General features: G+C 71.2%; 22 protein-coding genes and 1 pseudogene. 7 read left to right on the top strand and 16 right to left on the bottom strand.

The features are described from left to right. The first annotated feature begins 1 nt into the window (after position 1). The gene (locus BM204_RS13755) at positions 2 to 367 is read left to right on the top strand and encodes a cupin domain-containing protein (RefSeq protein WP_091114379.1); all 366 of its coding nucleotides are present in this window, start codon (positions 2 to 4) and stop codon (positions 365 to 367) included. 57 nt (positions 368 to 424) lie between these two features. Here the strand turns inward: BM204_RS13755 and BM204_RS13750 are convergent, their stop codons facing one another. From BM204_RS13750 to BM204_RS13735, 4 genes are all read right to left on the bottom strand, one after another. Further along, complete coding sequence (locus BM204_RS13750; protein WP_091114376.1) at positions 425 to 2116, bottom strand: Mur ligase family protein; 1692 nt, start codon at positions 2114 to 2116, stop codon at positions 425 to 427. 54 nt (positions 2117 to 2170) lie between these two features. Beyond that, the gene (gene fabI, locus BM204_RS13745) at positions 2171 to 2968 is read right to left on the bottom strand and encodes an enoyl-ACP reductase FabI (protein WP_091114373.1); all 798 of its coding nucleotides are present in this window, start codon (positions 2966 to 2968) and stop codon (positions 2171 to 2173) included. A gap of 1 nt (position 2969) precedes the next feature. Then, positions 2970 to 3695 (bottom strand): 3-oxoacyl-ACP reductase FabG, encoded by a 726-nt coding sequence (fabG, locus tag BM204_RS13740; RefSeq protein ID WP_246166238.1) that lies wholly within the window; start codon positions 3693 to 3695, stop codon positions 2970 to 2972. A gap of 75 nt (positions 3696 to 3770) precedes the next feature. Beyond that, positions 3771 to 3983, bottom strand: a complete 213-nt coding sequence (locus tag BM204_RS13735) for a dodecin (protein ID WP_091114369.1) — start codon at positions 3981 to 3983, stop codon at positions 3771 to 3773. Between the two features lie 67 nt (positions 3984 to 4050). Between BM204_RS13735 and BM204_RS13730 the strand changes: the two genes are divergently transcribed. Both BM204_RS13730 and BM204_RS13725 read left to right on the top strand, forming a co-directional pair. Next, a complete protein-coding gene (locus tag BM204_RS13730) occupies positions 4051 to 4365 on the top strand; it encodes a DUF3099 domain-containing protein (protein WP_091114366.1) in 315 nt (104 codons plus the stop codon). A gap of 44 nt (positions 4366 to 4409) precedes the next feature. Further along, positions 4410 to 4598 (top strand): acetone carboxylase, encoded by a 189-nt coding sequence (locus BM204_RS13725; protein WP_091114365.1) that lies wholly within the window; start codon positions 4410 to 4412, stop codon positions 4596 to 4598. 8 nt (positions 4599 to 4606) lie between these two features. On the opposite strand, the gene moaA is transcribed toward BM204_RS13725, so the two are convergent. Then, a complete protein-coding gene (gene moaA, locus BM204_RS13720; RefSeq protein ID WP_091114362.1) occupies positions 4607 to 5605 on the bottom strand; it encodes a GTP 3',8-cyclase MoaA in 999 nt (332 codons plus the stop codon). Between the two features lie 37 nt (positions 5606 to 5642). Between moaA and BM204_RS13715 the strand changes: the two genes are divergently transcribed. After that, positions 5643 to 6554 (top strand): SURF1 family cytochrome oxidase biogenesis protein, encoded by a 912-nt coding sequence (locus tag BM204_RS13715; RefSeq protein ID WP_091114360.1) that lies wholly within the window; start codon positions 5643 to 5645, stop codon positions 6552 to 6554. A 160-nt stretch (positions 6555 to 6714) separates the two neighbouring features. On the opposite strand, the gene BM204_RS13710 is transcribed toward BM204_RS13715, so the two are convergent. From BM204_RS13710 to BM204_RS13700, 3 genes are all read right to left on the bottom strand, one after another. Continuing rightward, the gene (locus BM204_RS13710; RefSeq protein ID WP_246166237.1) at positions 6715 to 8595 is read right to left on the bottom strand and encodes an ABC transporter ATP-binding protein; all 1881 of its coding nucleotides are present in this window, start codon (positions 8593 to 8595) and stop codon (positions 6715 to 6717) included. 40 nt (positions 8596 to 8635) lie between these two features. Continuing rightward, on the bottom strand, positions 8636 to 9427 hold the full coding sequence (locus BM204_RS13705; RefSeq protein WP_091114355.1) for an enoyl-CoA hydratase/isomerase family protein: 792 nt from the start codon (positions 9425 to 9427) through the stop codon (positions 8636 to 8638). 113 nt (positions 9428 to 9540) lie between these two features. Then, positions 9541 to 11139: an ABC-F family ATP-binding cassette domain-containing protein gene (locus tag BM204_RS13700; protein ID WP_091114636.1), complete on the bottom strand. Its 1599-nt coding sequence runs from the start codon at positions 11137 to 11139 to the stop codon at positions 9541 to 9543. A gap of 78 nt (positions 11140 to 11217) precedes the next feature. Here BM204_RS13700 and ypfJ point away from each other — a divergent pair, with 78 nt between their 5' ends. Beyond that, complete coding sequence (ypfJ, locus tag BM204_RS13695) at positions 11218 to 12156, top strand: KPN_02809 family neutral zinc metallopeptidase (RefSeq protein WP_091114353.1); 939 nt, start codon at positions 11218 to 11220, stop codon at positions 12154 to 12156. A gap of 56 nt (positions 12157 to 12212) precedes the next feature. On the opposite strand, the gene BM204_RS13690 is transcribed toward ypfJ, so the two are convergent. The 7 genes from BM204_RS13690 to BM204_RS13660 all read right to left on the bottom strand — a co-directional run bounded on the left by BM204_RS13690 (position 12213) and on the right by BM204_RS13660 (position 22649). Further along, on the bottom strand, positions 12213 to 13139 hold the full coding sequence (locus BM204_RS13690; RefSeq protein WP_170259151.1) for an aminoglycoside phosphotransferase family protein: 927 nt from the start codon (positions 13137 to 13139) through the stop codon (positions 12213 to 12215). 10 nt (positions 13140 to 13149) lie between these two features. Beyond that, positions 13150 to 14895, bottom strand: a complete 1746-nt coding sequence (gene treZ, locus BM204_RS13685) for a malto-oligosyltrehalose trehalohydrolase (protein WP_091114347.1) — start codon at positions 14893 to 14895, stop codon at positions 13150 to 13152. After that, positions 14892 to 17201 carry a malto-oligosyltrehalose synthase gene (treY, locus tag BM204_RS13680; RefSeq protein WP_091114345.1) on the bottom strand — a complete coding sequence of 770 codons (2310 nt, stop codon included), beginning with the start codon at positions 17199 to 17201 and terminating at the stop codon, positions 14892 to 14894. The genes treZ and treY overlap by 4 nt, the downstream gene beginning before the upstream one ends. Before the next feature lie 6 nt (positions 17202 to 17207). Beyond that, complete coding sequence (glgX, locus tag BM204_RS13675) at positions 17208 to 19382, bottom strand: glycogen debranching protein GlgX (protein WP_091114343.1); 2175 nt, start codon at positions 19380 to 19382, stop codon at positions 17208 to 17210. Between the two features lie 170 nt (positions 19383 to 19552). After that, complete coding sequence (locus BM204_RS13670) at positions 19553 to 20272, bottom strand: glycosyltransferase family 2 protein (RefSeq protein WP_091114341.1); 720 nt, start codon at positions 20270 to 20272, stop codon at positions 19553 to 19555. Further along, entirely contained in the window at positions 20269 to 21603 is a 1335-nt protein-coding gene (locus tag BM204_RS13665) for a bifunctional PIG-L family deacetylase/class I SAM-dependent methyltransferase (protein ID WP_091114338.1), read from the bottom strand. Before BM204_RS13665 ends, BM204_RS13670 begins: the two co-directional genes overlap by 4 nt. After that, a complete protein-coding gene (locus BM204_RS13660; RefSeq protein WP_091114335.1) occupies positions 21600 to 22649 on the bottom strand; it encodes an acyl-CoA dehydrogenase family protein in 1050 nt (349 codons plus the stop codon). Before BM204_RS13660 ends, BM204_RS13665 begins: the two co-directional genes overlap by 4 nt. A 157-nt stretch (positions 22650 to 22806) precedes the next feature. Between BM204_RS13660 and BM204_RS13655 the strand changes: the two genes are divergently transcribed. Both BM204_RS13655 and BM204_RS13650 read left to right on the top strand, forming a co-directional pair. Next, the gene (locus BM204_RS13655) at positions 22807 to 23379 is read left to right on the top strand and encodes an ArsR/SmtB family transcription factor (protein ID WP_091114332.1); all 573 of its coding nucleotides are present in this window, start codon (positions 22807 to 22809) and stop codon (positions 23377 to 23379) included. A gap of 320 nt (positions 23380 to 23699) precedes the next feature. Beyond that, complete coding sequence (locus BM204_RS13650) at positions 23700 to 23975, top strand: hypothetical protein (protein WP_091114329.1); 276 nt, start codon at positions 23700 to 23702, stop codon at positions 23973 to 23975. Positions 23976 to 24194: 219 nt separating this feature from the next. Here BM204_RS13650 and BM204_RS13645 read toward each other — a convergent pair. Further along, positions 24195 to 24382: pseudogene (locus tag BM204_RS13645) on the bottom strand (IS1380 family transposase); the annotation flags it as partial.

Genomic DNA, 24382 nt, shown 5'->3' with positions numbered 1-24382 from the left:
GGTGCGGATCATCCGGCTGGGCGCGCTGCCGCGGCAGACGATCGACAACCACGGGAGCAAGCGCTTCTCGGTGTCCGCGCTCGGCATCACCGCCGATGCCGCCCTCGTGATGGTCGAGCTCAAGCCCGGAGGACTGATCGGCGCTCACCCCGCGGTGGCGACCCAGCTCATGGTGGTCCTCGACGGCGACGCGACGGTCTCCGGTGCCGACGGGGAGCCGGTCTCCATCGGGCCGGGCCAGGCGGCGGTCTGGGAGCGCGGCGAGCCGCACGAGACACGCACCGTCGACGGCCTCAGCGCCCTGGTCGTCGAGGGCGACGTGGACCTGCGCGAGCCCGGCCACCTGGTCGACCGCGGCGACACCTGATCCGTGGGCCGAGTCGGCGCGATGTTGCACGGTTGCGACATTGCGCCGACTCGGCTCTCAGGCCTGCTCGGCAGCGGCCCTGACCTTCGCTGCCAGGGTCTCCGGTGCGTCGGGGACTCCGCCGTGCTCGGCGATCCAGTCGTAGCACTCCTGGCGCTCCGCGTGGCACATCAGGCCGACCACGTCGCCTGGCAGCGCCTGGCCGACCAGCGCAGCGAGCACGGCGACCTCGGTCGGGTACGCCGGCACGCCGGTCACCCCGACCCGCTCGGCGCCGGCACGCATGAGCTCCTCGAGCTCCTCGGTCGTGCGTCCGCGCAGGTAGTGCTCCTTGTGCCCGATCGCCACCACGTCGCTGTCCCGCGCCGCGATCTCGCCGAGCTTCTCGATGAGGTCGTCCGTGCGGTCCCCCACGACGCCGAGGCCGAGCAGCAGGCGCGCCCCCGGGCGTCGTACGCCGTTCATGATCTCCATCAGGGCCTCGAGGCCGGCTTCGTTGTGGGCCAGGTCCATGACGACCGAGACCTCGCCCATCGAGAAGAAGTTCATCCGCCCGGGGTTGTGCTCCGCGTCGGGCAGGAAGGTGCGCAGCCCCTCGATCACGACGTCGCGCGAGATGCCGATCGCCAAGGAGGCGGAGACGGCCGCCAGCGTGTTCTCGACGTTGAAGCGTGAGAGGCCGGCGAGCGTCATGGGCACGTCGACCAGCTCGATCATCGGGTCGGGGTCCGACTTGGGCGTCAGCACCGACACCCAGCCGTCGATCACGGTCGTCGCGCGACCACCGGCGTTGAGCGTCTCGCGGATCGCGGGCGAGTCCGCGTCGCGACTGAAGACCCACGGCTTGGCCTTGATGACGTTGCGCATGTCGTAGACGCGCGGGTCGTCGCCGTTGAGGACGGCCCAGCCGCTCTTGCGGGTGATGCGCGGCACGACGGCCTTGACCTCGGCGAGCTGGTCGACCGTGTCGATGCCCTGCTGGCCCAGGTGGTCGGCGGAGACGTTGGTGACGACCGAGACGTCGTTGTGGGTCACGCCGATCCCCTTGAGCAGGATGCCGCCGCGGGCGGTCTCGGTGACCGCGAGCTGCACCTGCGGGTGGGCGAGGACGCGTCCGGCGCCGCTCGGCCCGGAGTAGTCCCCCGACTCGACCATCTCGCCGTCGATGTAGATGCCGTCGGTGTTGGACCAGCCGACCAGGCGGCCGTCGGCGCGACCGATGTGGGCGATCATCCGCGACGTCGTGGTCTTGCCGTTGGTGCCGGTTACCGCGACGACCGGCACCTTCGGAGTGATCGTGTGGGGCTTGTCGCCGTGCTCGGCGGCGGCGACGCGCTCGGCGGCCAGCCCGACGGCGGCCTCGATGTCGGTGCTCAGCAGCGAGTCGAGGACGTCCCCGATCGCGCGGCCCATCTCCTGGGCCCGCTCCCGGTGGGCCCATGGGAAGGCGACCACGATCTGGTGCTGGTCGCTCGTGGGCCGCACCCGTACGGCGAGGCGCGGGGTCCCGCCCTCACCTGCGACGGCGCGCACCAGTCGGGCGACCGCACGCAGGGCGAAGCGCTGCCGGAAGCCGGACTCCGGCGAACCGGGCCGGGCGTTCTTGAGCCCGATGCGGGTCGCGAAGCGCAGCGCCGTGGCGTCCGACGCCGCTGCCAGCCCGCTGACGTCCAGGGTCAGCTTGATGGCGGCCCGCGGGAAGTAGAGGTTGGGCCCCTCGAGGACCCGGAGCTCGACGAGTGAAGTCACCGTGGAACGCTATCGCTGGCGCCCGCGTGGGCCACATCGAGGCGTCGGGAGGGGTCAGGCGCCCATCGCGTGGAAGCCGCCGTCGACGTGGATGATCTCGCCGCTGGTCGCCGGGAAGAAGTCCGAGAGCAACGCGCAGACCGCCTTGGCCGTCGGTGCGTAGTCGGCGTTGTCCCACCCGAGGGGGGCACGGGTGGCCCACATGTCCTCGAGGTCGGAGAAGCCGGGGATCGCCTTGGCGGCCAGGGTCCGCAACGGTCCGGCAGAGACGAGGTTGACCCGGATGCCCTCGGGACCGAGGTCGCGCGCGAGGTAGCGGCTGCACGACTCGAGCCCGGCCTTGGCCACGCCCATCCAGTCGTAGGCCGGCCAGGCGACGGTCGCGTCGAAGGTCAGGCCGACGACCGAGCCGCCCGGGCTCATCAGGGGCCGTGCTGCCTGCGCCAGCGACATCAGCGAGTAGGCCGAGACCTGCACCGCCTGCGCGACGTCCTCCCAGGGGCCGCCCATGAACTTGCCACCGAGCAGCGTCGCAGGGTTGCCGTAGGCGATCGAGTGCACGACACCGTCGAGGCCGTCGACGTGCTCGCGCACGGCGTCGGGCAGGGCCGCGAGGTGGTCGGCGTCGGTGACGTCGAGCTCGATGACCGGCGGGGTGACCGGGAGCCGCTTGGCGATGCGCCGGGTGATTCCCAACGCGCGCCCGAAGTTGGAGATGAGCACCTCGGCGCCCTGCTCCTGGGCGACCTTGGCGGTCGCGAAGCCGATGGAGGAGTCCATGGTCACGCCCGCGACCAGGATCCGCTTGCCGGCGAGGATGCCGTTCGGGTTGATGCTCGTGGTGTCGCTCATGTCAGTGCCCCATTCCTAGTCCGCCGTCGACGGGGATCACCGCGCCGGTCACGTAGGCGCCGCCGGGGCCGGCGAGCCAGGTCACCGCAGCGGCGACCTCCTCGGGCGCCGCGTAGCGGCCCAACGGCACCTGTGTCTTGATCGCCGCTCGCTGCTCGTCGGTGAGCACGTCGGTCATGTCGGTCTCCACGAAGCCCGGCGAGACCACGTTGGCCGTGATCGAGCGTGAGCCGAGCTCGCGAGCCAGCGACCGCGCCATGCCGACCAGGCCGGCCTTGGACGCCGCGTAGTTGACCTGGCCGGCCGAGCCGAGCAGCCCGACGACCGAGGAGATGAAGATGATGCGGCCCCTGCGCATGCGCAGCATGCCCTTGGTGGCGCGCTTGGCCAGGCGGAAGGACCCGGTGAGGTTGGTGTCGATGACTGAGGACCACTGCTCCTCCGACATCCGCAGCACCAGCGTGTCGGCGGTGATGCCGGCGTTGGCGACGAGGACCTCGACAGGGCCGTGCGCGGCCTCGACCTCAGCGAAGGCCGCCTCGACGGCGGCCGCATCGGTGACGTCGCAGCGCACGTCGAGGGCCCCCTCGGGTGCCCCGCCGCTGCGCGTCGTCACGGCGACCTTGTCGCCCTGGGCCAGGAATGCCTCGGCGATGGCACGGCCGATGCCGCGGTTGCCGCCGGTGACCAACACCGACCGGGGCTCGTGGGGGGTGGTTTCGCTCACGTTCATCGACGCTAGCGATTACCCCGGGGTAGCCCCAAATGAGCGGCTACCTCTTTGGGGTCGGTCCGAGGCGGTTCAGTCGTCCTCGAGGCGGAAGCCGACCTTGATGCCGACCTGGAAGTGCTCGACCTGGCCGTCCTTGACCTGACCGCGCACCTGGGTGACCTCGAACCAGTCGAGGTGGCGAAGCGTCTTCGCCGCGCGCTCGACACCGTTGCGAACGGCGGCGTCGATCCCCTCGGGAGAAGTGCCGACGATCTCGGTCACGCGGTAGGTGCGGTTGGTCATGTGGAATGCCTCTCAGTGGTGATCTGCGGACTGGAGGAGGCTACCGGTACCGACGTACGATGAAGCCATGGCACGGCGAGGCAAGGACGACAGCGAGGCAATCCGCATCACCACCGCCTCGACCAGTCGGGAGAAGGACATCGCGGCCCGGCAGAAGCGCTACCTGTGGTCGATGAGCCTGCGCTCGGCGTGCTTCGTCGGGGCAGTCATCGCCGCCCTCAGCGGCGTCGACTGGCTGTGGCCCTTCCTCATCGCGGGGGCCATCATCCTGCCCTACATCGCGGTCGTGCTGGCCAACGCGGCGACGACGCGCACCGACTCCTTCGAGCTGCGTGGCGCCCCCGGGCGCTACGCCGAGCTGCCGGCCGGTCCTCGCGACTGACCCGCCGCCCGAGCCGGCCGTGGCCCTGCGCTAGAACTGGGGTCATGGAACCCGACGTCTGCTCCGCCAAGGATTGTCGGGCAGCTGCCACGTGGCAGCTGCTGTGGAACAACCCGAAGCTGCACACCCCCGAACGCCGCAAGACCTGGCTCGCGTGCGACGAGCACAAGACGTCGCTCTCGGACTTCCTCACCGCGCGCCGGTTCCTCAAGGACGTCGTGCCGCACGCCTAGCCCCGGAGTCAGCCGCCGATGGCAGACATCGGACGGTCGGGCTGCAGGAAGCCCTCGTCGTCGATGCCGTGACCGGCCGCCTTGCCAGCGACCGCGGTGACCCAGCGCTCAGCGATGTCGGCGTCGGAGGTGCCGTCACGCAGCGCAGCGCGGAGGTCTGACTCGTGCCGGGCGAAGAGGCAGTTGCGGATCTGGCCGTCGGCCGTGAGCCGCACGCGGTCGCAGTCACCGCAGAACGGGCGTGTGACCGAAGCGATGACGCCGACAGTGGCCGGGCCGCCGTCGACGACGAACAGCTCGGCCGGGGCCGACCCGCGGGGCTCGGAGGCAGGCGTGAGCGTGAACTCCCGCTCGAGATGGGCGAAGATCTCGTCGGCGGTGACCATGCCGTCGCGCTGCCAGCCGTGCTGGGCGTCGAGGGGCATCTGCTCGATGAAGCGCAGCTCGTAGCCGCGGTCGAGGCACCAGCGCAGCAGCTCGGGCGCCTGGTCGTCGTTGAGCCCGCGCATGAGCACCGCGTTGACCTTGACCGGGCCCAGTCCTGCGGCCTCGGCCGCCGCCAGCCCGGCGATGACGTCGTCGAGGCGGTCGCGGCGGGTGATGGCGTGGAAGGTGTCGGCGCGCACGGTGTCGAGGCTGACGTTGACCCGGTTGAGGCCCGCGTCGGCCAGCGCCTGGGCAGTGCGCGCCAGGCCGAGCGCGTTGGTCGTCATCGACATGTCGATGCCCGCGTCGATCTCCCGCACTCGGCGTACGAGGTCGGGGAGGCCGCGACGGACGAGCGGCTCGCCGCCGGTGAAGCGGAGCTCCTGGATGCCGAGGCGCTCGACTCCGATCCGGATCAACCGGACCAGCTCGTCGTCGGTCAGGGTCTCGTCCTGGGGCAGCCAGTCGAGCCCCTCCGCGGGCATGCAGTAGGAGCAACGAAGGTTGCAGCGGTCCGTGAGGGACACACGGAGATCCGTGGCCACGCGGCCGTACCTGTCACCGAGCTTCAGCACCTGCATGACCCCGAGTCTAGGGGCGGGACCTATTCTCGGTGTCGTGCGTTCGTTCCGATTCCTGCTGAGCCGACGCTGGGCCCTCTTCGCCGCTGCCATCGTCGTGGTCGCCTACGCGACCTGGTGGCTGGGCGGATGGCAGTTCGACCGGCTCGCGGACCGCAAGGACCGCAACGCGATCGTGCGGGCCAACGAGGACGGCCCACCCACCCCTGCCGGCGACGTGATGCGCACCGGGAGGGGCGTCTCCGAGGACGACGAGTGGAGCCGGGTGACGGCGACCGGCACCTATGCCGTCGAGGACACCGTGATCGTCCGCTACCGCACCCGTGACGGCGTCGCCGGCATCGACGTCGTCGTCCCCCTGGTGACCTCGTCGGGAACCTCCGTGCTGGTCGACCGCGGGTGGCTGCAGACGGAGAACCAGGGAGCCACGCCCGCCGACGTGCCGTCTCCCCCGCCAGGCCAGGTCACGATCAACGGCTGGCTGCGGGTCGACGGCACCGGTGACTCGACGCTGGTCACCGATCAGTCGACGCGCGCCGTCAACAGCACCGCCATCGGCGAGGCCCTGGAACGCGAGGTCTACGGCGGCTTCGTGGACCTGGAGTCCGAGGACCCCGCTCCCGCGACCTCCCTGGCTCCGGTGGAGCTGCCCGAGCTCGACAACGGACCGCACTTCTTCTACGGCCTCCAGTGGTGGTTCTTCGGCGTGCTGGCGATCTTCGGGTTCTTCTACCTGATGTACGACGAGTGGCGCACCGCCGGCCGCGGCGGCACTCCCGTGCGGGTCGAGGAGCACAAGGTCAAGACCAAGAAGGTCCGCCAGAGCAACCACCCCTACGTGCGCGCGCGGCGGGAACAGGAGGCCCGGGAGGCCGCGGAGGCCGCGGAGGCCGCGGAGGCCGCGGAGGCCACCGAGCGCAAGGCCGCGGAGAGCTCGTCGGGAGCCTGACGCAGGATCAGTCCTGGTCCCCGACGTCACCGACGAAGCCGACGAACCCGAGCAACGTCTCCTCGCGCGTCCAGACCCGACCGCACACCCGCGGGTCGTCGAGGCTGGCCGTCGTGGTGAGAGTCTCCCCCGCCCCGGTGTCACATCGCGCCGACTGGGCTCAGGCGGGCAGGTCCGCGGACGTGTCCTGGGCGAACTGGGTGCGGTAGAGGTCGGTGTAGAGCCCGCCGCGCGCCAGCAGCTCGGTGTGGGTGCCGAACTCGACGATCTGGCCCCGGTCGAGCACCAGGATCTGGTCGGCGTTGCGGACCGTGGAGAGCCGGTGGGCGATCACCAGGGACGTGCGCCCCTCGAGCGCCGCGTCGAGGGCGCGCTGCACGGCGGCCTCCGACTCGCTGTCGAGGTGGGCGGTCGCCTCGTCGAGGACGACGATCGAGGGCGCCTTGAGGAGCAGCCTGCCGATCGCCAGGCGTTGACGCTCGCCGCCGGAGAGGCGATAGCCGCGGTCGCCGACGACCGTGTCGAGCCCATCGGGCAGGCTGCGCACGAGGCCGGCGATCTGGGCCGCCTGGAGGGCCGACCAGATCTGCTCCTCGGTGGCGTCGGGCCGGGCGTAGACCAGGTTGGCGCGGATCGTGTCGTGGAACATGTGGGCGTCCTGGGTGACGTAGCCGACGACGTCCTCGAGGGAGTCCAGCGTCACGTCGCGTACGTCGTGCCCGCCGACGCGCACAGCGCCGCTGCCGACGTCGTAGAGCCGGGCGACGAGGTGGGTCATCGTGGTCTTGCCGGCACCCGAGGGGCCGACCAGCGCGATCATCTGCCCTGCTTCGGCCACGAAGCCGACGTCGGTGAGGACCTGCTCGTTGTCACGCGACTCGGTGCGGGCCACCGACTCCAGGGAACCCAGGGAGATCTCGGAGGCCTGGGGGTAGGTGAACGAGACGTGCTCGAACTCCAGGCGGCCGGCGCTCGCAGGCAGCACCACGGCGCCGTGCTTCTGCTGGATCTGGGAGGGCAGGTCGAGGACCTCGAAGACCCGCTCGAAGCTGACCAGCGCGGTCATCACGTCGATGCGGACGTTGGAGAGGCCCTGGAGCGGCCCGAGCAGGCGCAGCAACAGGGTGGCCAGGGCCAGCAGGGTGCCGAGCGTCAGGGTCTTGTCGATGGCCAGGCTGCCGCCGACGCCGTAGACCAGGGCGGTCGCGAGCGCGGGCACGAGCAGCATCGCCGCGCCGAAGACCCGGGTGATCAAGGAGATCCGGATGCCGAGGTCGCGCACGTTGGCGGCCTTGGACTCGAAGAGGATGTCCTCGTCGGCGCGTCGGCCGAAGAGCTTGAGCAGCATCGCGCCGCCGACGTTGAAACGCTCGGTCATCACGTTGCCGAGGTCGGCGTTGCAGTCCATCTGGCGCCGCGTGAGCCCGGCGAGGCGGCCTCCGACCCAGCGCGAGACGAAGAACAGGATCGGGAAGAGGGCGAGGCACAGCAGGGTGACCTGCCAGCTCAGGACCAGCATCAGGACCCCGACCACGACCACGGAGATCGAGTTGGAGACGGTGCTCGACAGGGTCGAGGTGAAGGCACGCTGGGCACCGATCACGTCGTTGTTGAGACGACTGACCAGGGCGCCGGTCTGCGTGCGGGTGAAGAACGCCAGCGACTGGCGCTGGACGTGGGCGAAGACCTGCGTGCGGAGGTCGTAGATCAAGCTCTCACCGATGCGTGAGGAGAACCAGCCGCCGAGGATGGCCAGCGCTGCGGTGAGGACTCCCACGCCGGCCATGGCCAGGGCGAGCATGGTGACCAGGCCGCGGTCACCGGCCAGGATGCCGTCGTCGATGATCTTCTGGACCAGCAGCGGCATCACGGCGACCATCGCTGCATCGATCACCGTGAGGGTAAGGAATGCGGTGATGAGGCGCCGGTGAGGGCGTGCGAAGGTCAGGATCCGACGGACGGTCTTGCCCTCGATGCGGTTGTTGACGACGCTCCTGTCGGTGCGGAGGTTGCGCCACACAGCGCCGTTGCCTGGGGACATCCCGGACACCATGGCTCCTACTCCCCCGGCCGTGAGGTCATCAGCGGGCCAGGAACTGGGCGACTTCGCGGAAGCGGCGGACCTGGGCGACTCGCTCCAGGCGACGCTGCTCCTCGAGGCTGCGCTCGGCTGCTCCGAGGAGCAGTGACTTGGTCTCGGAGACCGCTCCCGGCATGGGGGCGGTCAGGGCGGCGACGAGATCGGCGACCGTGGCGTCCAGCGCCTCGCCGGGGACAGCGGTCAGGGCGAGGCCGATCTCGACGGCCTCGGCGGCTCCGACCATCCGAGCGGTCACGCAGATCTCGAGTGCCCGTGCGTAGCCAACACTCTCGACGAGGGGTTTTGTTCCCGTGAGGTCGGGGACCAGTCCGAGCGCCGACTCCTTCATGCAGAGCTGGGCGTCGTCGGCGAGCACGCGCAGGTCGCAGGAGAGCGCGAGCTGGAAGCCGGCGCCGACGGCATAGCCCCGCACGACCGCGATCGAGACGAAGCGCGGGTCGCGCAGCCAGGTGAAGCCCTGCTGGTAGACGTCGATCGTGGCCGCCATGTCCTCGTCGGTCATGGCGAACAGGTCGCCGACCGACTCGACGCCCTCGGGCGCGGTCGCCGGGTCCATCAGGGTCCGGTCGAGCCCGGCGGAGAACGTCGCTCCCTCACCGCGGATGATCACCACGCGCACGTCGTCGGGCAACGTCGACCCGAGTGAGCCGAGAGCGCGCCACATGGCCGGGGTCTGGGCGTTGCGGACCTCGGGACGGTCGAGGGTGACGGTGGCCACCGTGCCGACGACGTCGAGGCGCAGGCCGGCAGCGGCCAGGTCGTGAGGGGTCATGCTCAGAGTCTAGGAAGGACCGCCGACACCGCCCTGGTCGCACCCCTGGTCCCGGTCCACCCGGCAGCCGTCGTACGACGCGGCCCAGGGACGCCAGGGACCCCCGGGGCGACTCAGGCCAGCGAGACCAGGTCGGCGTAGTCGTCGTTCCAGAGGTCCTCGTCGCCGTCGGGCAGCAGGAGGACCCGGTCCGGCTCGAGCGCGCGGACGGCGCCCTCGTCGTGCGTGACCAGGATGATCGCCCCCTCGTAGGTGCGGATCGCGGCCAGCACCTCTTCACGTGACGCGGGGTCGAGGTTGTTGGTGGGCTCGTCGAGCAGGAGCACGTTGGCGCTGGAGACGACCAGGCTGGCCAACGCCAGACGGGTCTTCTCACCACCGGAGAGCACGGCGGCCGGCTTGTTGGCGTCGTCTCCGGAGAAGAGGAAGGACCCGAGCACGGAGCGGGCCTCGGTGTCGGTCAGCTGCGGGGCCGCGGACTGCATGTTCTCCAGGACGGTGCGGTCGGTGTCGAGCGTCTCGTGCTCCTGGGCGTAGTAGCCGACCTTGAGCCCGTGTCCTGGGATCACCCGACCGGTGTCGGACTGGTCGACCCCGGCCAGGATCCGCAGCATCGTGGTCTTGCCGGCCCCGTTGAGACCCAGGATGACCACCCTGGAGCCCTTGTCGATGGCGAGGTCGACATCGGTGAAGACCTCGAGCGATCCGTAGGACTTGGACAGCTCCTCGGCCATGAGCGGGGTCTTGCCGCACGCGGCGGGCGCGGGGAACTTGATCCGCGCGACCTTGTCGGCGGCGCGCTCCCCCTCGAGGCCCGACATCATCTTCTCGGCGCGCTTGAGCATCGACTGCGCAGCCTGGGCCTTGGAGGCCTTGGCGCGCATCTTGTTGGCCTGGTCGGTGAGCGTCTTGGCCTTGGTCTCGGCGTTGGCGCGCTCGCGCTTGCGCCGCTTCTCGTCGGTCTCGCGCTGGGTGAGGTAGTTCTTCCAGCTCATGTTGTAGACGTCCATGGTGGTGCGGTTGGCATCGAGGTGGAGGACCTTGTTGACGGTCTCCTCGAGCAGCGCGTTGTCGTGGCTGATCACGATGAACCCGCCCCTGTGGGACTTGAGGAAGTCGCGCAGCCACACGATCGAGTCGGCGTCGAGGTGGTTGGTCGGCTCGTCGAGGATCAGGATCTCGGCACCGGAGAAGAGGATGCGGGCGAGCTCGACGCGCCGGCGCTGCCCACCGGAGAGGGTCTTGAGCTGCTGGCCGAGGATGCGCTCCTGGATGCCGAGGCTGGCCGCGATGGTGGCAGCCTCCGACTCGGCGGCATAGCCACCCCCGGCGTGCAGCTCGGAGTCGGCCCGCGTCCAGCGCTTCATCGCGCGGTCGGCGACCTCCGGGTCGTCGCTGCCCATCTGGTCCTCGGACTCGCGCAGGCGGCGTACGACGTCGTCGAGGCCCCGAGCGGACAGGATCCGGTCACGGGCGAGGACCTCGGGGTCGCCGATGCGCGGGTCCTGCGGGAGGTAGCCCACGTCGCCGGTGGACGTGACCGAGCCGGAGGCGGGCAGGGCCTCGCCGGAGAGGATCTTGGTGAGGGTGGTCTTGCCGGAGCCGTTGCGCCCCACCAGCCCCACCTTGTCGCCCGCGGCGACGCGGAAGCTGACATCGTCCATGAGCAGACGCGCGCCGGCACGGACCTCGAGCTGGTGGGCGGTGATCATGAGGGTCACTAGTGTAGGTCCGCTGAACGGGGTACCTGTCCACGGTCCCCGCCTGCACCCCCCACGAGAGGCCTCCCGATGCGTTTCAACCCCAAGGCACGCCTGGACACCTCGCGCACACGTGACGCAGGTCGCAGCAGCGGCAGCCGGTCCGGCGGCTCCCGGCTGCCGATCCCGGGAGGCATCGGTGGTGGCGGCATCGGGGGCGTGGTGCTCCTGGTCATCCTGTTCGTGATCGGCCGCGCGGCCGGGATCGACATCCTGGGCGGGGGCGGCAGCGGCGGCGGACCGGGCGCCGGCGGGCTGGACAGCAGCCGGTTCACCGACACCGGCCGCTACAGCCAGTGCGAGACCGGCGAGGACGCCAACTCCAGCGCCGACTGCGCACGCGTGGCGGTGGAGAACTCGCTCTTCGACTACTGGAGCGAGGAGCTGGGCAGCCGCTTCGAGCCCGAGAAGGGCCTGGTGACCTTCACCGGCTCCATCGGCACGGGGTGTGGCGACGCCAGCTCCGACGTCGGTCCGTTCTACTGCCCCGGCGACACCACGATCTATCTCGACTCCGGCTTCTTCGACCAGGTGCTGGAGGAGCAGCTCGGCGGTCCCGACGGTGGCTTCGTGGAGGCCTACGTGCTCGCCCACGAGTACGGCCACCACATCCAGAACCTGCTCGGCGCCATGGGCCAGGTCCGCACCCAGCAGGGCCCGCAGAGCGACGCCGTACGCCTCGAGCTGCAGGCCGACTGCTACGCCGGGATGTGGGCACGGGCCGCCAGCGACACCGAGGACGCGTCCGGGGTGGCACTCTTCTCGTCGTTGACGCAGCAGGACATCGACCTGGCGCTGGAGGCGGCCGCCTCGGTCGGCGACGACCGGATCCAGGAGCAGACCCAGGGTCAGGTCACCCGGGAGTCGTGGACGCACGGGTCGGCCGCGCAGCGCCAGGCCTGGTTCGGCATCGGCTTCGAGCAGGGCTCGCTCGAGGCGTGCGACACGTTTGCGGCCGGCACGGTCTAGCCGCCGATCTCCACCATCGCTCTCGACTCGGCGCGATGGTGCAGGTCGTACGCCGGTCAGGGGTGGACGGCGGCGAGCAGACCGTCGAGCACCACCCGCGAGTGCGGGTCGTCGAGCGTCTCGCGCACCCAGGCCTCGGCGTCGGCGCGGGTCGGGGACCGGTCGTTGGGCACGAGCCAGTCACGGCAACCGAGCTCGGTGATGTGGCCGAGCTGTGAGACGAGCATCGAGAAGTCACCGCGCCCGGTCACCCGCCCCGGGCCGCCGGCGCCCTCGTAGGCGGCGACGAGCGCACGCGCGCGGCCCGGGTCGCTGCGGCCGAACTCGAAGAGCACGCACGCCAGCTCCTGGTCGCGGCTCGCCGGCCCGCAGCCCTCCCAGTCGATGACGCAGGCTCCCCCGTCGATGGTCGGCAGCACGTTGTCGGCCCAGAGGTCGCGGTGGCAGGTGACGAGGTCCGTCGGTGGCTCGAGCCACGACTCCAGGGCGACCAGCTCGTCGCGGAGCGCGGCCAGCTCTCGAGCGAACGGTGCGCCGTCGCCGACCAGCCGTGAGACCACGTCGCCCCAAGCAGCGGCACCGACCGGTTCGACGTACCAGCCGTCGACGGGTCCGCTTGCCGGTGGGGCGACCCGGTGGATGCCGGCCACCAAGGCGCCCACCAGCTCCGGGTCCAGCGCCAGGTCGGGCGGCAGCAGGTCGAGCCACGCGGTGACGCTGGTGCCGGAGGAGCACACCGCTCCCCACGTCGTACGCCGAACGGCTGGGGTCGGCACGCCGGCGGCGGCAGCGGCGTCGGCGAAGGCAGCGGCCGCGGCGACCTGGACCTCATCGACCGCTGCGTGGGCGACCTTGACCGCCCAGCGGCCCTCGGAGGTCTCGAGCCGCCACACGACGCCCTGCTTGCCGCGGGCGACCGGCCCCGGTGACAGCTGCCGGACGCGCCCGAGCCCGAACTCGTCGGCGACCCTGTCGGCATCCACGGACGTGAGACTAGGAGGACGAGGCTGCGCGCACCAGGGCGCCGGCGTGTGCCGGCAGCAACAGGGTGGTGCCACTCAGCGAGGCACCCGCCTCGGTCTCGAAGAGCAGCTCCCCGGCCCGGACCTCGAGCGAGGCCGGTGCCTCGCCCAGGTTGACCGCGACGGTGACCGAGCCGCGCTCGAGGACGAACGTGCGGGCGGTCTCGTCGACCCGGGTGGAGGTGAGGGCGAAGGACGGGTCGGTCAGCTCCGGCAGCGTGCGACGCAGCTCGGCGAGGCGTCGGTAGACCGCCAGGATGCGCGCGTGTCGACCGATCTCGAGCTGGGACCAGTCGAGCTTGGACCGCACGAAGGTGGCGGGGTCCTGGGGGTCGGGAACCACCGCAGGGTCCCATCCCATCTTCTCGAACTCCCTGATGCGCCCCTCGGCGGTGGCCTTGGCCAGCTCGGGCTCCGGGTGGGAGGTGAAGAACTGGAACGGCTCGGCGGCCGCCCACTCCTCGCCCTGGAAGAGCATCGGGGTGAACGGCCCGGCCAGTGTCAGCAGGGCCGCGCAGGCGAGCTGGTCGTCGTCCAGGACCTCGCTGATCCGGTCGCCGACTGCCCGGTTGCCGATCTGGTCGTGGTTCTGGGTGCAGACCACCAGGCGCCAGGTGCCCATCGCGGTCGTGTCGATCGGCACGCCGTGGTCGCGCTCGCGGAAGGAGGAGTAGGTGCCGTCGTGGAAGAAGCCGCGCTCGAAGACCTTGGCCAGCGCGTCGAGCGACTCGAAGTCGGCGTAGTAGCCCGCGGTCTCCCCGGTCAGCGCCACGTGCACCGCATGGTGGAAGTCGTCGCTCCACTGGGCGTCGAGACCGAGACCGCCGGCCTCGCGCGGGGTCACCATCACCGGGTCGTTGAGGTCCGACTCCGCGATCAGGGTGAGGGGGCGGCGCTGGTGCGCGGACAGGGACGCCACCTCGATCGCCATCTCCTCGAGCAGGTGGGTCGGGGAGGAGTCGGCGAGCGCGTGCACGGCGTCGAGGCGCAACCCGTCGACGTGGTAGTCGTGCAGCCACAGCCGGACGTTGTCGAGGATCAGCCGCCGGACCTCCGCAGAACCTTCCTCGTCGAGGTTGACCAGGTCGCCCCAGGTGTTGGCACCGGTCTTGAGGTAGGGGCCGAAGAGCGGGAGGTAGTTGCCGGAGGGTCCGAGGTGGTTGTAGACGACGTCCTGGATGACCCCCAGGCCGGCGGCGTGACAGCCGTCGACGAAGCGCTGGTAGCCCTCGGGACCGCCGTAGGACTCGGTGACCGCCGACCACAGGACGCCGTCGTAGCCCCAGTTGTGGGTGCCGTTGACGGCGTTGACGGGCATGACCTCGACGAGGTCGACGCCGATCGAGCGCAGGTGGTCGAGCTTGCCGAGCGCGGCGTCAAAGGTGCCCTCGGGGGTGAACGTGCCGATGTGGAGCTCGTAGATCACCGACCCGGCGAGCTGGCGCCCGGTCCAGGCGTCGTCGGTCCAGGCGAAGCAGGACGGGTCGTAGGTGCGCGACCGTTCGTGTACGCCGGAGGGCTGGCGCCGGGAGCGCGGGTCGGGGCGCGGGGTTTCGTCGTCGTCGAGGAGGTAGCCGTAGTCGACCTCCCCGTCGGGCACGGGCTCGGTGGGGGTCCACCAGCCGCTATCGCGCTGGGTCATCTCGACGACCTCGTCGGCGACGGCCAGACGCACGCGCGAGGGCCGTGGGGCCCAGACGTCGAAACGGCTCCTCATGCGTCCTCCCGGACCAGCAACGCCACGGGCAGCGGCGAGAGCATGCTCGCCAGGCTGCCGGAGGTAATGCGTCGCAGGGTCAGCACGTCGCGCCACCGCCCCTCGGGCAGCGCCAGCGTCGTGCTGCCCCAGCCACCCTGGGACTCGAGGCCGAACGGCAGGCGCGTCACGACCGTGATCGCTCCCCCGCGGTCGAAGGCCAGCACGTGGTCGGCGAGAGGCCCGCTGGCAGCCACGGGCGTGTAGGAGCCGAAGAGGTCCGGTCGGTCGCGGCGCAGGCCCAGCGCCCGTGAGGTGACCAGCAGCTTGTCGAGCCCCACGGAGTCGACCGAGGTCGACAGGGCCGGCGGGAGCGAGGACGTCTCCACCCCGCTGAGCAGGTCGCGACGCAGGTCGTAGTCGACGGGGCGACGGTTGTCGGGGTCGACCAGGCTCTGCTCCCACAGCTCGCTGCCCTGGTAGACGTCGGGCACGCCCGGCATCGTGATCGCGAGCAGCTTGGCCGACAGCGCGTTGACCCATCCCGGGGCGACGACGTGGCCGAGCAGCTCGTCGAGGACCCCGGCGACATCCTCGGAGTCGAACGCCGCGTCGACCAGCCGGTGCACGGCCTCCTCGTAGTCCTGGTCGGGTGCGGTCCACGTCGTGCGGTCGCCCGCCTCGCGCATCGCCTTCTCGGCATAGGCGTGAAGCCGCTCGCGCGATGCCGGCCAGGCGCCGAGCACGGCCTGCCAGAGCAGCGAGGCGAAGCCGGCGTCGGGCGCCGGCGCCAGCTCGAGCAGCCGGTCGAGCGCGTCCCCCCAGATCGTGGGCATCTCCGCCAGGGCGGTGATGCGGGCGCGGACGTCCTCTCCGCGCTTGGTGTCGTGCGTCGACAGCGTGGTCATCGCGTCGGGCCACACGGTCTGCCGCTGCGCCATGTGCGCGTGCCACTGCTCGGTCGTCACCGAGAAGACGCTGGGGTCGCCGCCGACCTCGTTGAGGGAGGTGAGCCGCGAGAAGCGGTAGAACGCGGTGTCCTCCACACCCTTGGCCATCACCATGCCGCTGGTCTGCTGGAAACGCAGGGCGGCGTCGCCGTCGGCGTCCTTCAGGACCGGAGCGAGCACGCCGAGCACGGCGGCGAGGTCGGGCCGGTGCGTGCGGGCGATGGTGAAGGCCCGGTCGAGGTGGTGCTGCTCGTCGGGCAGGTAGGAGCGGTAGACCGGGAAGCACGCCAGCAGCTCCGCCACACCGTCCTCGAGCTCGCCGACCTCGGCCGCCGCCCGCGTCCCGGCGGGGAGCTCGCGCACGATCCGTCGTACTTCCGAGCGCAGGATGCCGTCGGCGATCGCGCGCTTGGTGTCGTGGATCAGCCCGGCCCAGTCGACCTCGTGGCCCCGCAGGCGGGTCTCAAGCTCGTCGAGCGCGATCTGGCCGGCGGGGTCCACCAGGACCCGCTCCACGAGACCGAGCGCGTCGTAGCCCGTGGTGCCGGCCGTCGCCCAGGAGCGCGGCAGGTCCTCCCCCTCCTCCAGGATCTTCTCGACCAGGACGTAGGCGCCACCGGTGAGCCCGGCCAGGTCGTCGAGGTAGCCGCGGGGGTCGCGCAACCCGTCGGGATGGTCCACGCGCAGGCCGTCGACGAGGCCCTCGTCGAACCAGCGGCGGATCTCGGCGTGGCTCTCCTCGAAGACCGCCCGGTCCTCGACCCGCACCGCCGCGAGGGTGTTGACCGCGAAGAAGCGACGGTAGTTGAGCTGGTCGTCGGCGCTGCGCCAGGAGACCAGCTCGTAGTGCTGCTCGTCGTGGCGGCTCGTGCCGGGTGCCAGCGGGAAGCGGTGGTCGTGGTAGCCCAACAGCGGCCCCTGCTCGCCGTCGACGACCCGGATGGAGCCCTCGTCGTCGTCGCCCACGACGGGGATCCGGACCCGGCCGCCCCCGAAGTCCCAGTCGACGTCGAACGCGTCGGCGTAGCGCGACTGCCGCCCGTGGGTGAGCAGGTCCCACCACCACGCGTTCTCGACCGGGCTCGCGACCCCGACGTGGTTGGGCACGATGTCGACCAGCACGCCCATGCCGAGGCGCCGAGCCTCGGCCGACAAGGCGGCGAGGCCCTCGGCACCGCCGCGGGTCGGGTCGATGCCCGCGTGCGAGACGACGTCGTAACCGTGGTCGCTGCCGGGCTCCGCCGACAGCAGCGGCGAGAGGTAGACCCAGTCGACGCCGAGGTCGTGCAGGTAGGGCAGCCGACGGGCGGCCTCGTGCAGGTCGAAGTCGGCCGTGACCTGGAAGCGGTAGGTGTTGCGGGGAGCCCTCGCAGCCATCGCGCGTCAGCCCCGGTCGGCCTGGGCCGCGAGCGACGCGGCGACCGAGTGGTCCGGCTCCGCCTCGGGCTCGGCGTACTCGCGCAGCACGACCAGGCTGCGGTGCTCGAGGGGCAACGTGGCTCCCGCGGCGTAGGGCGTCTTGGTGTCGACTCCCCCGGCGGTGTCGACCACGACGTCCCAGGCGGCGGCGTACTCCTCCGGGGGCAGCGTGAGCTCGGTCTGGCCATCGGCGTTGAAGTAGAGCAGGAAGTGGTCGTCGATGATCTCGCCGCCGCGGGCGTCCTTGCCGGCGATGCCGTGGCCGTTGAGGTACATCCCGATGGCCTGGTTGCCACCGCTCCAGTCGTCGTCCTCCATCGGGCGACCGTCGAGGTGCAGCCACACGATGTCGTTGAGCCGGTCGCCGTCCCCGCCGGGGATCTCGGTGCGGACGCTGTTGCCGGTGAAGAAGCGCTTGCGGCGGAACGTCGGGTGGTCCATGCGCAGCTTGATCAGCGCGGCGGTGAACTCGACGAGCGGCCTGTCCGCGTCGTCCCAGTGCATCCAGGCGATCTCGGAGTCCTGGGCGTAGGTGTTGTTGTTGCCGTGCTGGGTGCGGCCCATCTCGTCGCCGTGCAACAGCATCGGCACACCCTGGCTCAGCAGCAGGGTCGCGAGGATGTTGCGTTGCTCGCGGGCCCGGAAGGTGCGGATCTCAGGGTCGTCGGTCGGCCCCTCGACGCCGTGGTTCCACGAGCGGTTGTGGCTCTCGCCGTCGTTGCTGTCCTCCCCGTTGGCCTCGTTGTGCTTCTCGCTGTAGGACACGAGGTCGGCCAGCGTGAAGCCGTCGTGGGCGGTCACGAAGTTGATGCTCGCGACCGGGCGCCGACCGGAGTGCTCGTAGAGGTCGGCGGAGCCGGCCAGGCGCGAGGCGAACTCGCCCAGGGACGGCTCGCCACGCCAGAAGTCGCGCACGACGTCGCGGTAGGCGCCGTTCCACTCGGTCCACTGCGGCGGGAAGCCGCCGACCTGGTAGCCACCGGGGCCGACGTCCCACGGCTCCGCGATCAGCTTGACCTGGCTCACGACCGGGTCCTGCTGCACGAGCTCGAAGAACGTCGCGAGCCGGTCGACGTCATAGAACTCGCGCGCGAGCGCGGAGGCGAGGTCGAAGCGGAAACCGTCGACGTGCATCTCGCTGACCCAGTAACGCAGTGAGTCCATGATCAGCTGGAGCGAGTGCGGGTGCCGGACATTGAGGCTGTTGCCGGTGCCGGTGTAGTCCATGTAGTACTGCGGCTCGTCCTCCATCAGCCGGTAGTAGGCCGGGTTGTCGATGCCCTTGAAGCTCAGCGTCGGGCCCATGTGGTTGCCCTCGGCGGTGTGGTTGTAGACCACGTCGAGGATGACCTCGATGCCGGCAGCGTGCATGGCCTTGACCATGGACTTGAACTCCTGCACCTGCTGGCCGACCTGCTCCGTCCCGGCGTACTCGGCGTGCGGGGCGAAGAAGCCGAGGGTGTTGTAGCCCCAGTAGTTGCGCAGGCCCTTCTCGAGCAGCGTGCTGTCCTGGATGAACTGGTGGACGGGCATCAGCTCGATCGCCGTCACGCCGAGACGCTTGAGGTGGTCGGTGATGGCCGGGTGGGCCAGTCCGGCGTAGGTGCCGCGGATGTCCTCGGGCAGGTCGGGGTGCAGCTGGGTCATGCCCTTGACGTGGGCTTCGTAGACGACCGTCTCGTTGAGGGGATAGTTGAGCCGCCGGTCGCCCTCCCAGTCGAAGAACGGGTTGATGACGACGCCGAAGGTCATGTGCGGCGCGGAGTCCTCGTCGTTGCGCGAGTCGGGGTCGCCGAAGTCGTAACCGAAGAGGCTGTTGTCCCAGTCGATCTCGCGCGTCGTGGCCTTCGCGTACGGGTCGAGCAGGAGCTTGGCGGGGTTGCAGCGCAGGCCCTTCGCGGGATCCCAGGGACCGTGCACGCGGTAGCCGTAGCGCTGGCCGGGCTGCACGTGCGGGAGGTAGCAGTGCCAGACGTAGGCGTCGACCTCGCTGACCTCGACGCGGGTCTCGGTGCCGTCTTCCTCGAAGAGACACAGCTCGACCCGGTCGGCCACTTCGCTGAAGAGGGCGAAGTTGGTGCCGGAGCCGTCGTACGTCGCTCCCAGGGGATAGGCGTGGCCAGGCCAGGAGTCGTGCACGGTGCCTCCGATGATCAGTCAGCTTGGAAGGGGTGACTCGTCCTCGTCGACGATTCGTCCGCGGCCCAGTACCCCGGTCGCGGCTGTCCACGCATCATCCACCATCACCCTGACGTGGGATCCGACACGTGCCTGTCGTCCAGCAGCGCCAGCCTCCAGTCAGGCAAGGCTTACGCCTCCACGCGCAGCACCGCGTCGAGGTCGCGCAGGTAGCCCGCGAAACCGCCGGGTGTGCGTCCCGCCAGCCGGGCCGAGGTGACGACGGTGGGCGCGACACCCTGGCGTACGCCGTGCGCCTGCAACGCCCGCACCAGGGCCACGTCCTCGTGCTCGGCGAGCGCGCGGAAGCCACCGACCGCGTGGTAGACGTCGAGCCGGAAGCCGAGGTTGGCTCCGTGGACGTGGTCGCCGGCGTGCGAGCCGCGGTGCCGATCGCGCCACAGCCCCGCGACGGCCGCGTCGCCGTCGGCCGGGTCGGGCACGACGGCACCGACGACCAGCCGGACCCCGGCCTCCGCCTGGAGGACCTGGTCGAGCAACCAGGTTTCGGGCACGACGGTGTCGGCGTCCGTGCAGGCGACCCAGACCCTGGCGGGCGCGTCGGCTCCCGGCCTGTCGATCTGCTCGATCCCGGCGCGCCGCGCCGCGCCGACGTTGCCCCAGTGGGACTCGACGACGTCCACGGCGAAGCGGCTCGCGACGACCGCTGAGGCGTCGGTGCACCGGTCGAGCACGACGGTGACCCCGACGCGGAGCCCCGGCCTGCCGGAGCGCACCCGCTGGACCGCCTGCTCCACCGAGCGCAGGCAGGCCCCGAGCCGAGCCTCCTCGTCGCGCGCCGGGATCACCACCTGGACCTGGGTGACGGCGCCCGTCGTGACGGGATTCATCCCGTGGGGTCCGGCAACGTGGCCTCCACGCCGAGGACGACGATCTCCACGTCACGGTCGGAGTAGGAGCCGAGCTCGGGACGCAGGTCGGCCGCGCGCACGACGTCGTGGGCGTGCGGCCCGTCCAGGGGCCAGCCCTCGACCGGGTGCCGCCAGTGCGCGAGCACCACTGTCCCGTCGGGGGTGAGGCAGGCGCGGATCCGCTCCACGAGGTCCTCGAGCGCCACGGGGCTGAGGAAGTAGGCGACCTCGGAGACGACCACGAGGTCGAACTCCCCCGCCGGCCACTCACCGGGCACCTGCGCCTGGCGGACCTCGACGGTCGCGAGGTCGGCGAGCGCTGCCCGAGCCAGCTCCACCGCCCGCGGAGAGGAGTCGAGGGCCAGCACGTGCTCGGAGCGCGCGGCGAGGGCCCGGGTGAGGGACCCCCTCGAGCAGCCGACCTCGAGCGCGCGGCCGTAGGTCGGGCGGGGCAGCGCCGCCAGCGTCAGGTCACGCTTGCGCTGCTCGTACCACCGCACCTCGGTGCCCCACGGGTCCGCGTCGCGCACGTGCAGCTCGTCCAGGGCGGGGTCGGTCGCGGGCTGGGTCACGAAGACCTCGACGTCACCCGTGAAGTGCTCCAGCAGGTCCTCGCCGAGCAGCACCTCGTCGCCGGGCAGCTCGGAGAGCCGCTGCACCTGGGTGACGTGCGCCGCGATCGCCTGCTCCTTGCGGGTCCTCGCGTCCTCGTCGAGTCGCACGGCTCCGAGGAGGTCCCACGGAGCAGCATCGGGCGTGCCCCAGTGCCAGAACCAGACGGGGTACTCCACCAAGCGCGCACCCGTGCGCACTGCCACCGCGGCCGCCACGTGTCCGGCGGCCTCGTGGTCGGGGTGGCCGTCGCCGCGCCAGGGCGCGACCAGGAGCGTGCGGCGCGCGTCCCCGAGAACCGCGACCACCCGTCGTACGACGGAGGCGTGGTGGGTGGCGACGTCCCCGTCGGGCAGGCCCAGACGCACGACGTCGCCGGTGACGCCGAGGGCACGGGCGGCGGCGGCGCCCTCGGTACGGCGGCGGCGGGCGAGGAGCTCGGGTGGGTGGGTCGGCGAGCCGGGGTGGCTGCCCTCGCCGTCGGTGAGCAGCAGCAGGTCGACCTGGAGGCCGCGCCGGGCGGCCTCGGCCATGAGCCCGCCCGCACCGAGCGACTCGTCGTCGGGGTGGGCGGCAAGGACGACGACGCGATCCGGGGCGTCGCGCCACGGGTCGACGGGCTCCAGCGTCTGCCAGCGGTCGTGGGTCTGCCACTCCTTCGCGCGGGTGCCCGGGGTGTCGTGGGTGAAGTCGGTCATCGGGTCGCCTCCGTGGGCTCCGTGAGGGCACGGCCAAGGGCAGCGGCGTCGCGCTCGGCGTGGTGCTGGCGGACGTAGAGCTGCAGGTCGGCGACCCGGCGCGCGTGCTCGGCCTCCACCAGCGGCGCCGGTCCCAGGGCATGGGCGGCGTGGAGCAGGACCGCTTCGACGGCGTCCGCCACGACCTGGCGGACGCGCAGTGCGGCGACCCGGCCGGCCGGACCCGTCACGAGTCCGGCGTCGACGGCGGCGGCCGACTCCGCGAGGACCGCACGCGCGCCGTGCAGGCACGCGTCGGCTGCCCCGAGGTGCGCGAGCCCGACCTGGTCGAGAGCCCGGCCACCGGCCTGCCGGAGCATCCGTCGGTGGACGGCCACCGCGCCGCCGTACCAGACGGCGGCCACGCCGATGCCGCCCCAGCCGAAGCCGTCGCGGCGGAGGTACCAGCCGGGGTCGCCGACGGGCCGGGCGTCGACGGCGTCGAAGGCGAGGGATCCGCTGGGAATGTCGCGGAGGCCGCTCGGCGCCCAGGACTGTCCGGTCCCTGCCGGGGTGACACGGGGGTCGGTGAGGTCGACGGCGAACATCCCGCGGCGCTCCTCGTCGACCCAGGCCGTCACGAGGGCCCGCTCGAGCTGGGAGCCCAAGGAGCACCAGGGCTTGGTGCCGGAGAGGGTCCAGGTGTCGTCGTCGTGCTGCTCCGCGGTGAGTCGTAGGCCCGGCCCTTCGGCCGCGAAGACACCCCAGCGCAGCTCCGGCCCGGTCAGGTCGCTGCGGCCCGCCTCGTCGAGGATCGCCAGCGCGTCGAGGTGCGGCTCCGCGGCCCGGGCCACCTGGAGGTCGTGGGCGCCGAGGGTGGCCAGGACCTCCCAGCGCTCCATGGTCTCCCCCGCGCCCGGCTGCGGCACACCGTCGGTCAGGCCGTGACCCAGGGGCTCGAGCGGCCCCGCGGTCGCGGGGACGGCGTGGAGGACGGCGTGCACCAGGTCGAGCACGGGGACCGGGTCGCGGTGGAAGGTGAGCAGGACGTCCTGGCGCTCAGTCATCCAGCATCGATCGGCACCTGCTCGCACACAACATGTCCTCGAGTATGGGAGTCCGCGACCCATCTCCGGCTCGCCCCTACGGGTGGAAGGCGGCGAGGTGGAGGCGAGACGTACAAGAGCCCTTGCCCCTCGGGCTCGTCGTTCCTACGGTCGCCTCATGACAGAAGCCACGAACTCCACCAGCTCCAGCATGAGCGAGCTCATCGCCTTCCGCGAGCCCCTACGACGGCGCCTCGTGGACCTGCTCGCCGCCCGGGGACCGTGCACGGTCAGCACGCTCGCGCGTGAGGTCGGCGCCGCCGTCGGCAGCGTCAGCCACCACCTGCGCGCGCTCGAGAAGGCGGGCTTCGTCGAGCCCGCCCCGGAGCTGGCCACGGACGGTCGGACCTCGTGGTGGCGACTCGTCGACAAGACGTGGAGCTGGTCGCTGGAGGACTTCGACGCGCCCGCGGACCAGCATCGGGCCCGCGGCGCCGAGCGACTCGCGGTGCGTCACCAGGGCGAGATGCTCCGGGCCTGGGCCGCCCGGCGGGACCGCTGTCCGGAGACGTGGCGTCGAGCGGCGTTCTCCACCGAGGTGAACACACGGGCCACGCCGGCGGAGCTCGCCGACCTGCTCACCCGGCTCGACACCACGCTCGACGAATGGCTCGGGTCGATCACCCGGGACGACGACCAGGAGCGCGAGCCGGTCGTGTTCTTCGGCTACGGGTTCCCGTTCCGGCCGTAGGGCTGGCGCCCGCCAGTCGGCCCTTGCCCCGTCCTGCGGAGCCTCAGACAATGCGGTCGTCTCAGCCCTCTTCGGCGGGTTCGACGAAGTCCGCAAACCGTTCGCCGGGACTGCCGTCGCGGTTGTAGGCGAACCATCCGCGCGTGCCGGGCTCAGGGTCCTGAATCCCGTGCCATCGGGGATCGAGACTTCGATGCGGCCCGGCGCCACCTCGGTTGCAGAGGTCCACTCGCTCAGAGCGCGGACCAGGTGCTCGTAGTTGGCCCGTTCGTTCACGGGGCGAGCCTGTCAGAAGGGCGCTGACCTCAGCATGTGCGGACGTGGCCCGCATGGTGCGGAACTACGCTGCGACCGAGGAAACCACGGAACCTGACATTCGCCCGCTCGGCGCCCTGGCCCTGGGCGTGGCGATACTGAGTGCCGCCCTTTCGGTGACCTACTTCTACAGCCCCCTGGCCTACCTCGCCGCGGTAATCGCGCTGCCGCTGGGCGTGATCTCGCGCGGCCACGAGCGCAGTCGGGACATGGGCAATGCCGCGATCGTGTTGGCCATCATCGCCATCATCGCCGCTAGCGCGACGCTCATCTGGATCTGACCACACCATGCCCGCACTTCGGCAGTTGTGCGGTTGACGTTCCGCGCTCTTGCGGACCGAGCAGCAGGACCTTCCCCATTCAGCCCTGATTCACCGACGGCAAACTCTGCTTGCTGATTCGAGTGGCGCTAGACGGGACCCGGTGTGTGGGCGTGGCTGGATTGCCGGTCTGTCCGGTTCTTCCACTGTGGTCCTGGTCGTCGGGTCGAGGTCGAGGTGTCAGCCGCTGCTGGTGATCGCGGTGGCGTGCAGGTGTTGCCAGTGCTCGGCCCAGGGCCAGCCGGTGGGCAGGTGCAGGACGAGCCTGCGGCCGGTGGCCGCGATTCGGGCTGGTGTGTTGATGATGTTGCGGCGCACGGTGGCCCATCTGGCTTTGGCCATGTTCGCGGCGACGGCGACTGCGCGGG

This window comes from Nocardioides psychrotolerans (assembly GCF_900113685.1).
In the GTDB taxonomy this organism is placed as follows: Bacteria; Actinomycetota; Actinomycetes; order Propionibacteriales; family Nocardioidaceae; genus Nocardioides; species Nocardioides psychrotolerans.
This window is presented reverse-complemented; position numbering and strand designations above follow the sequence as displayed.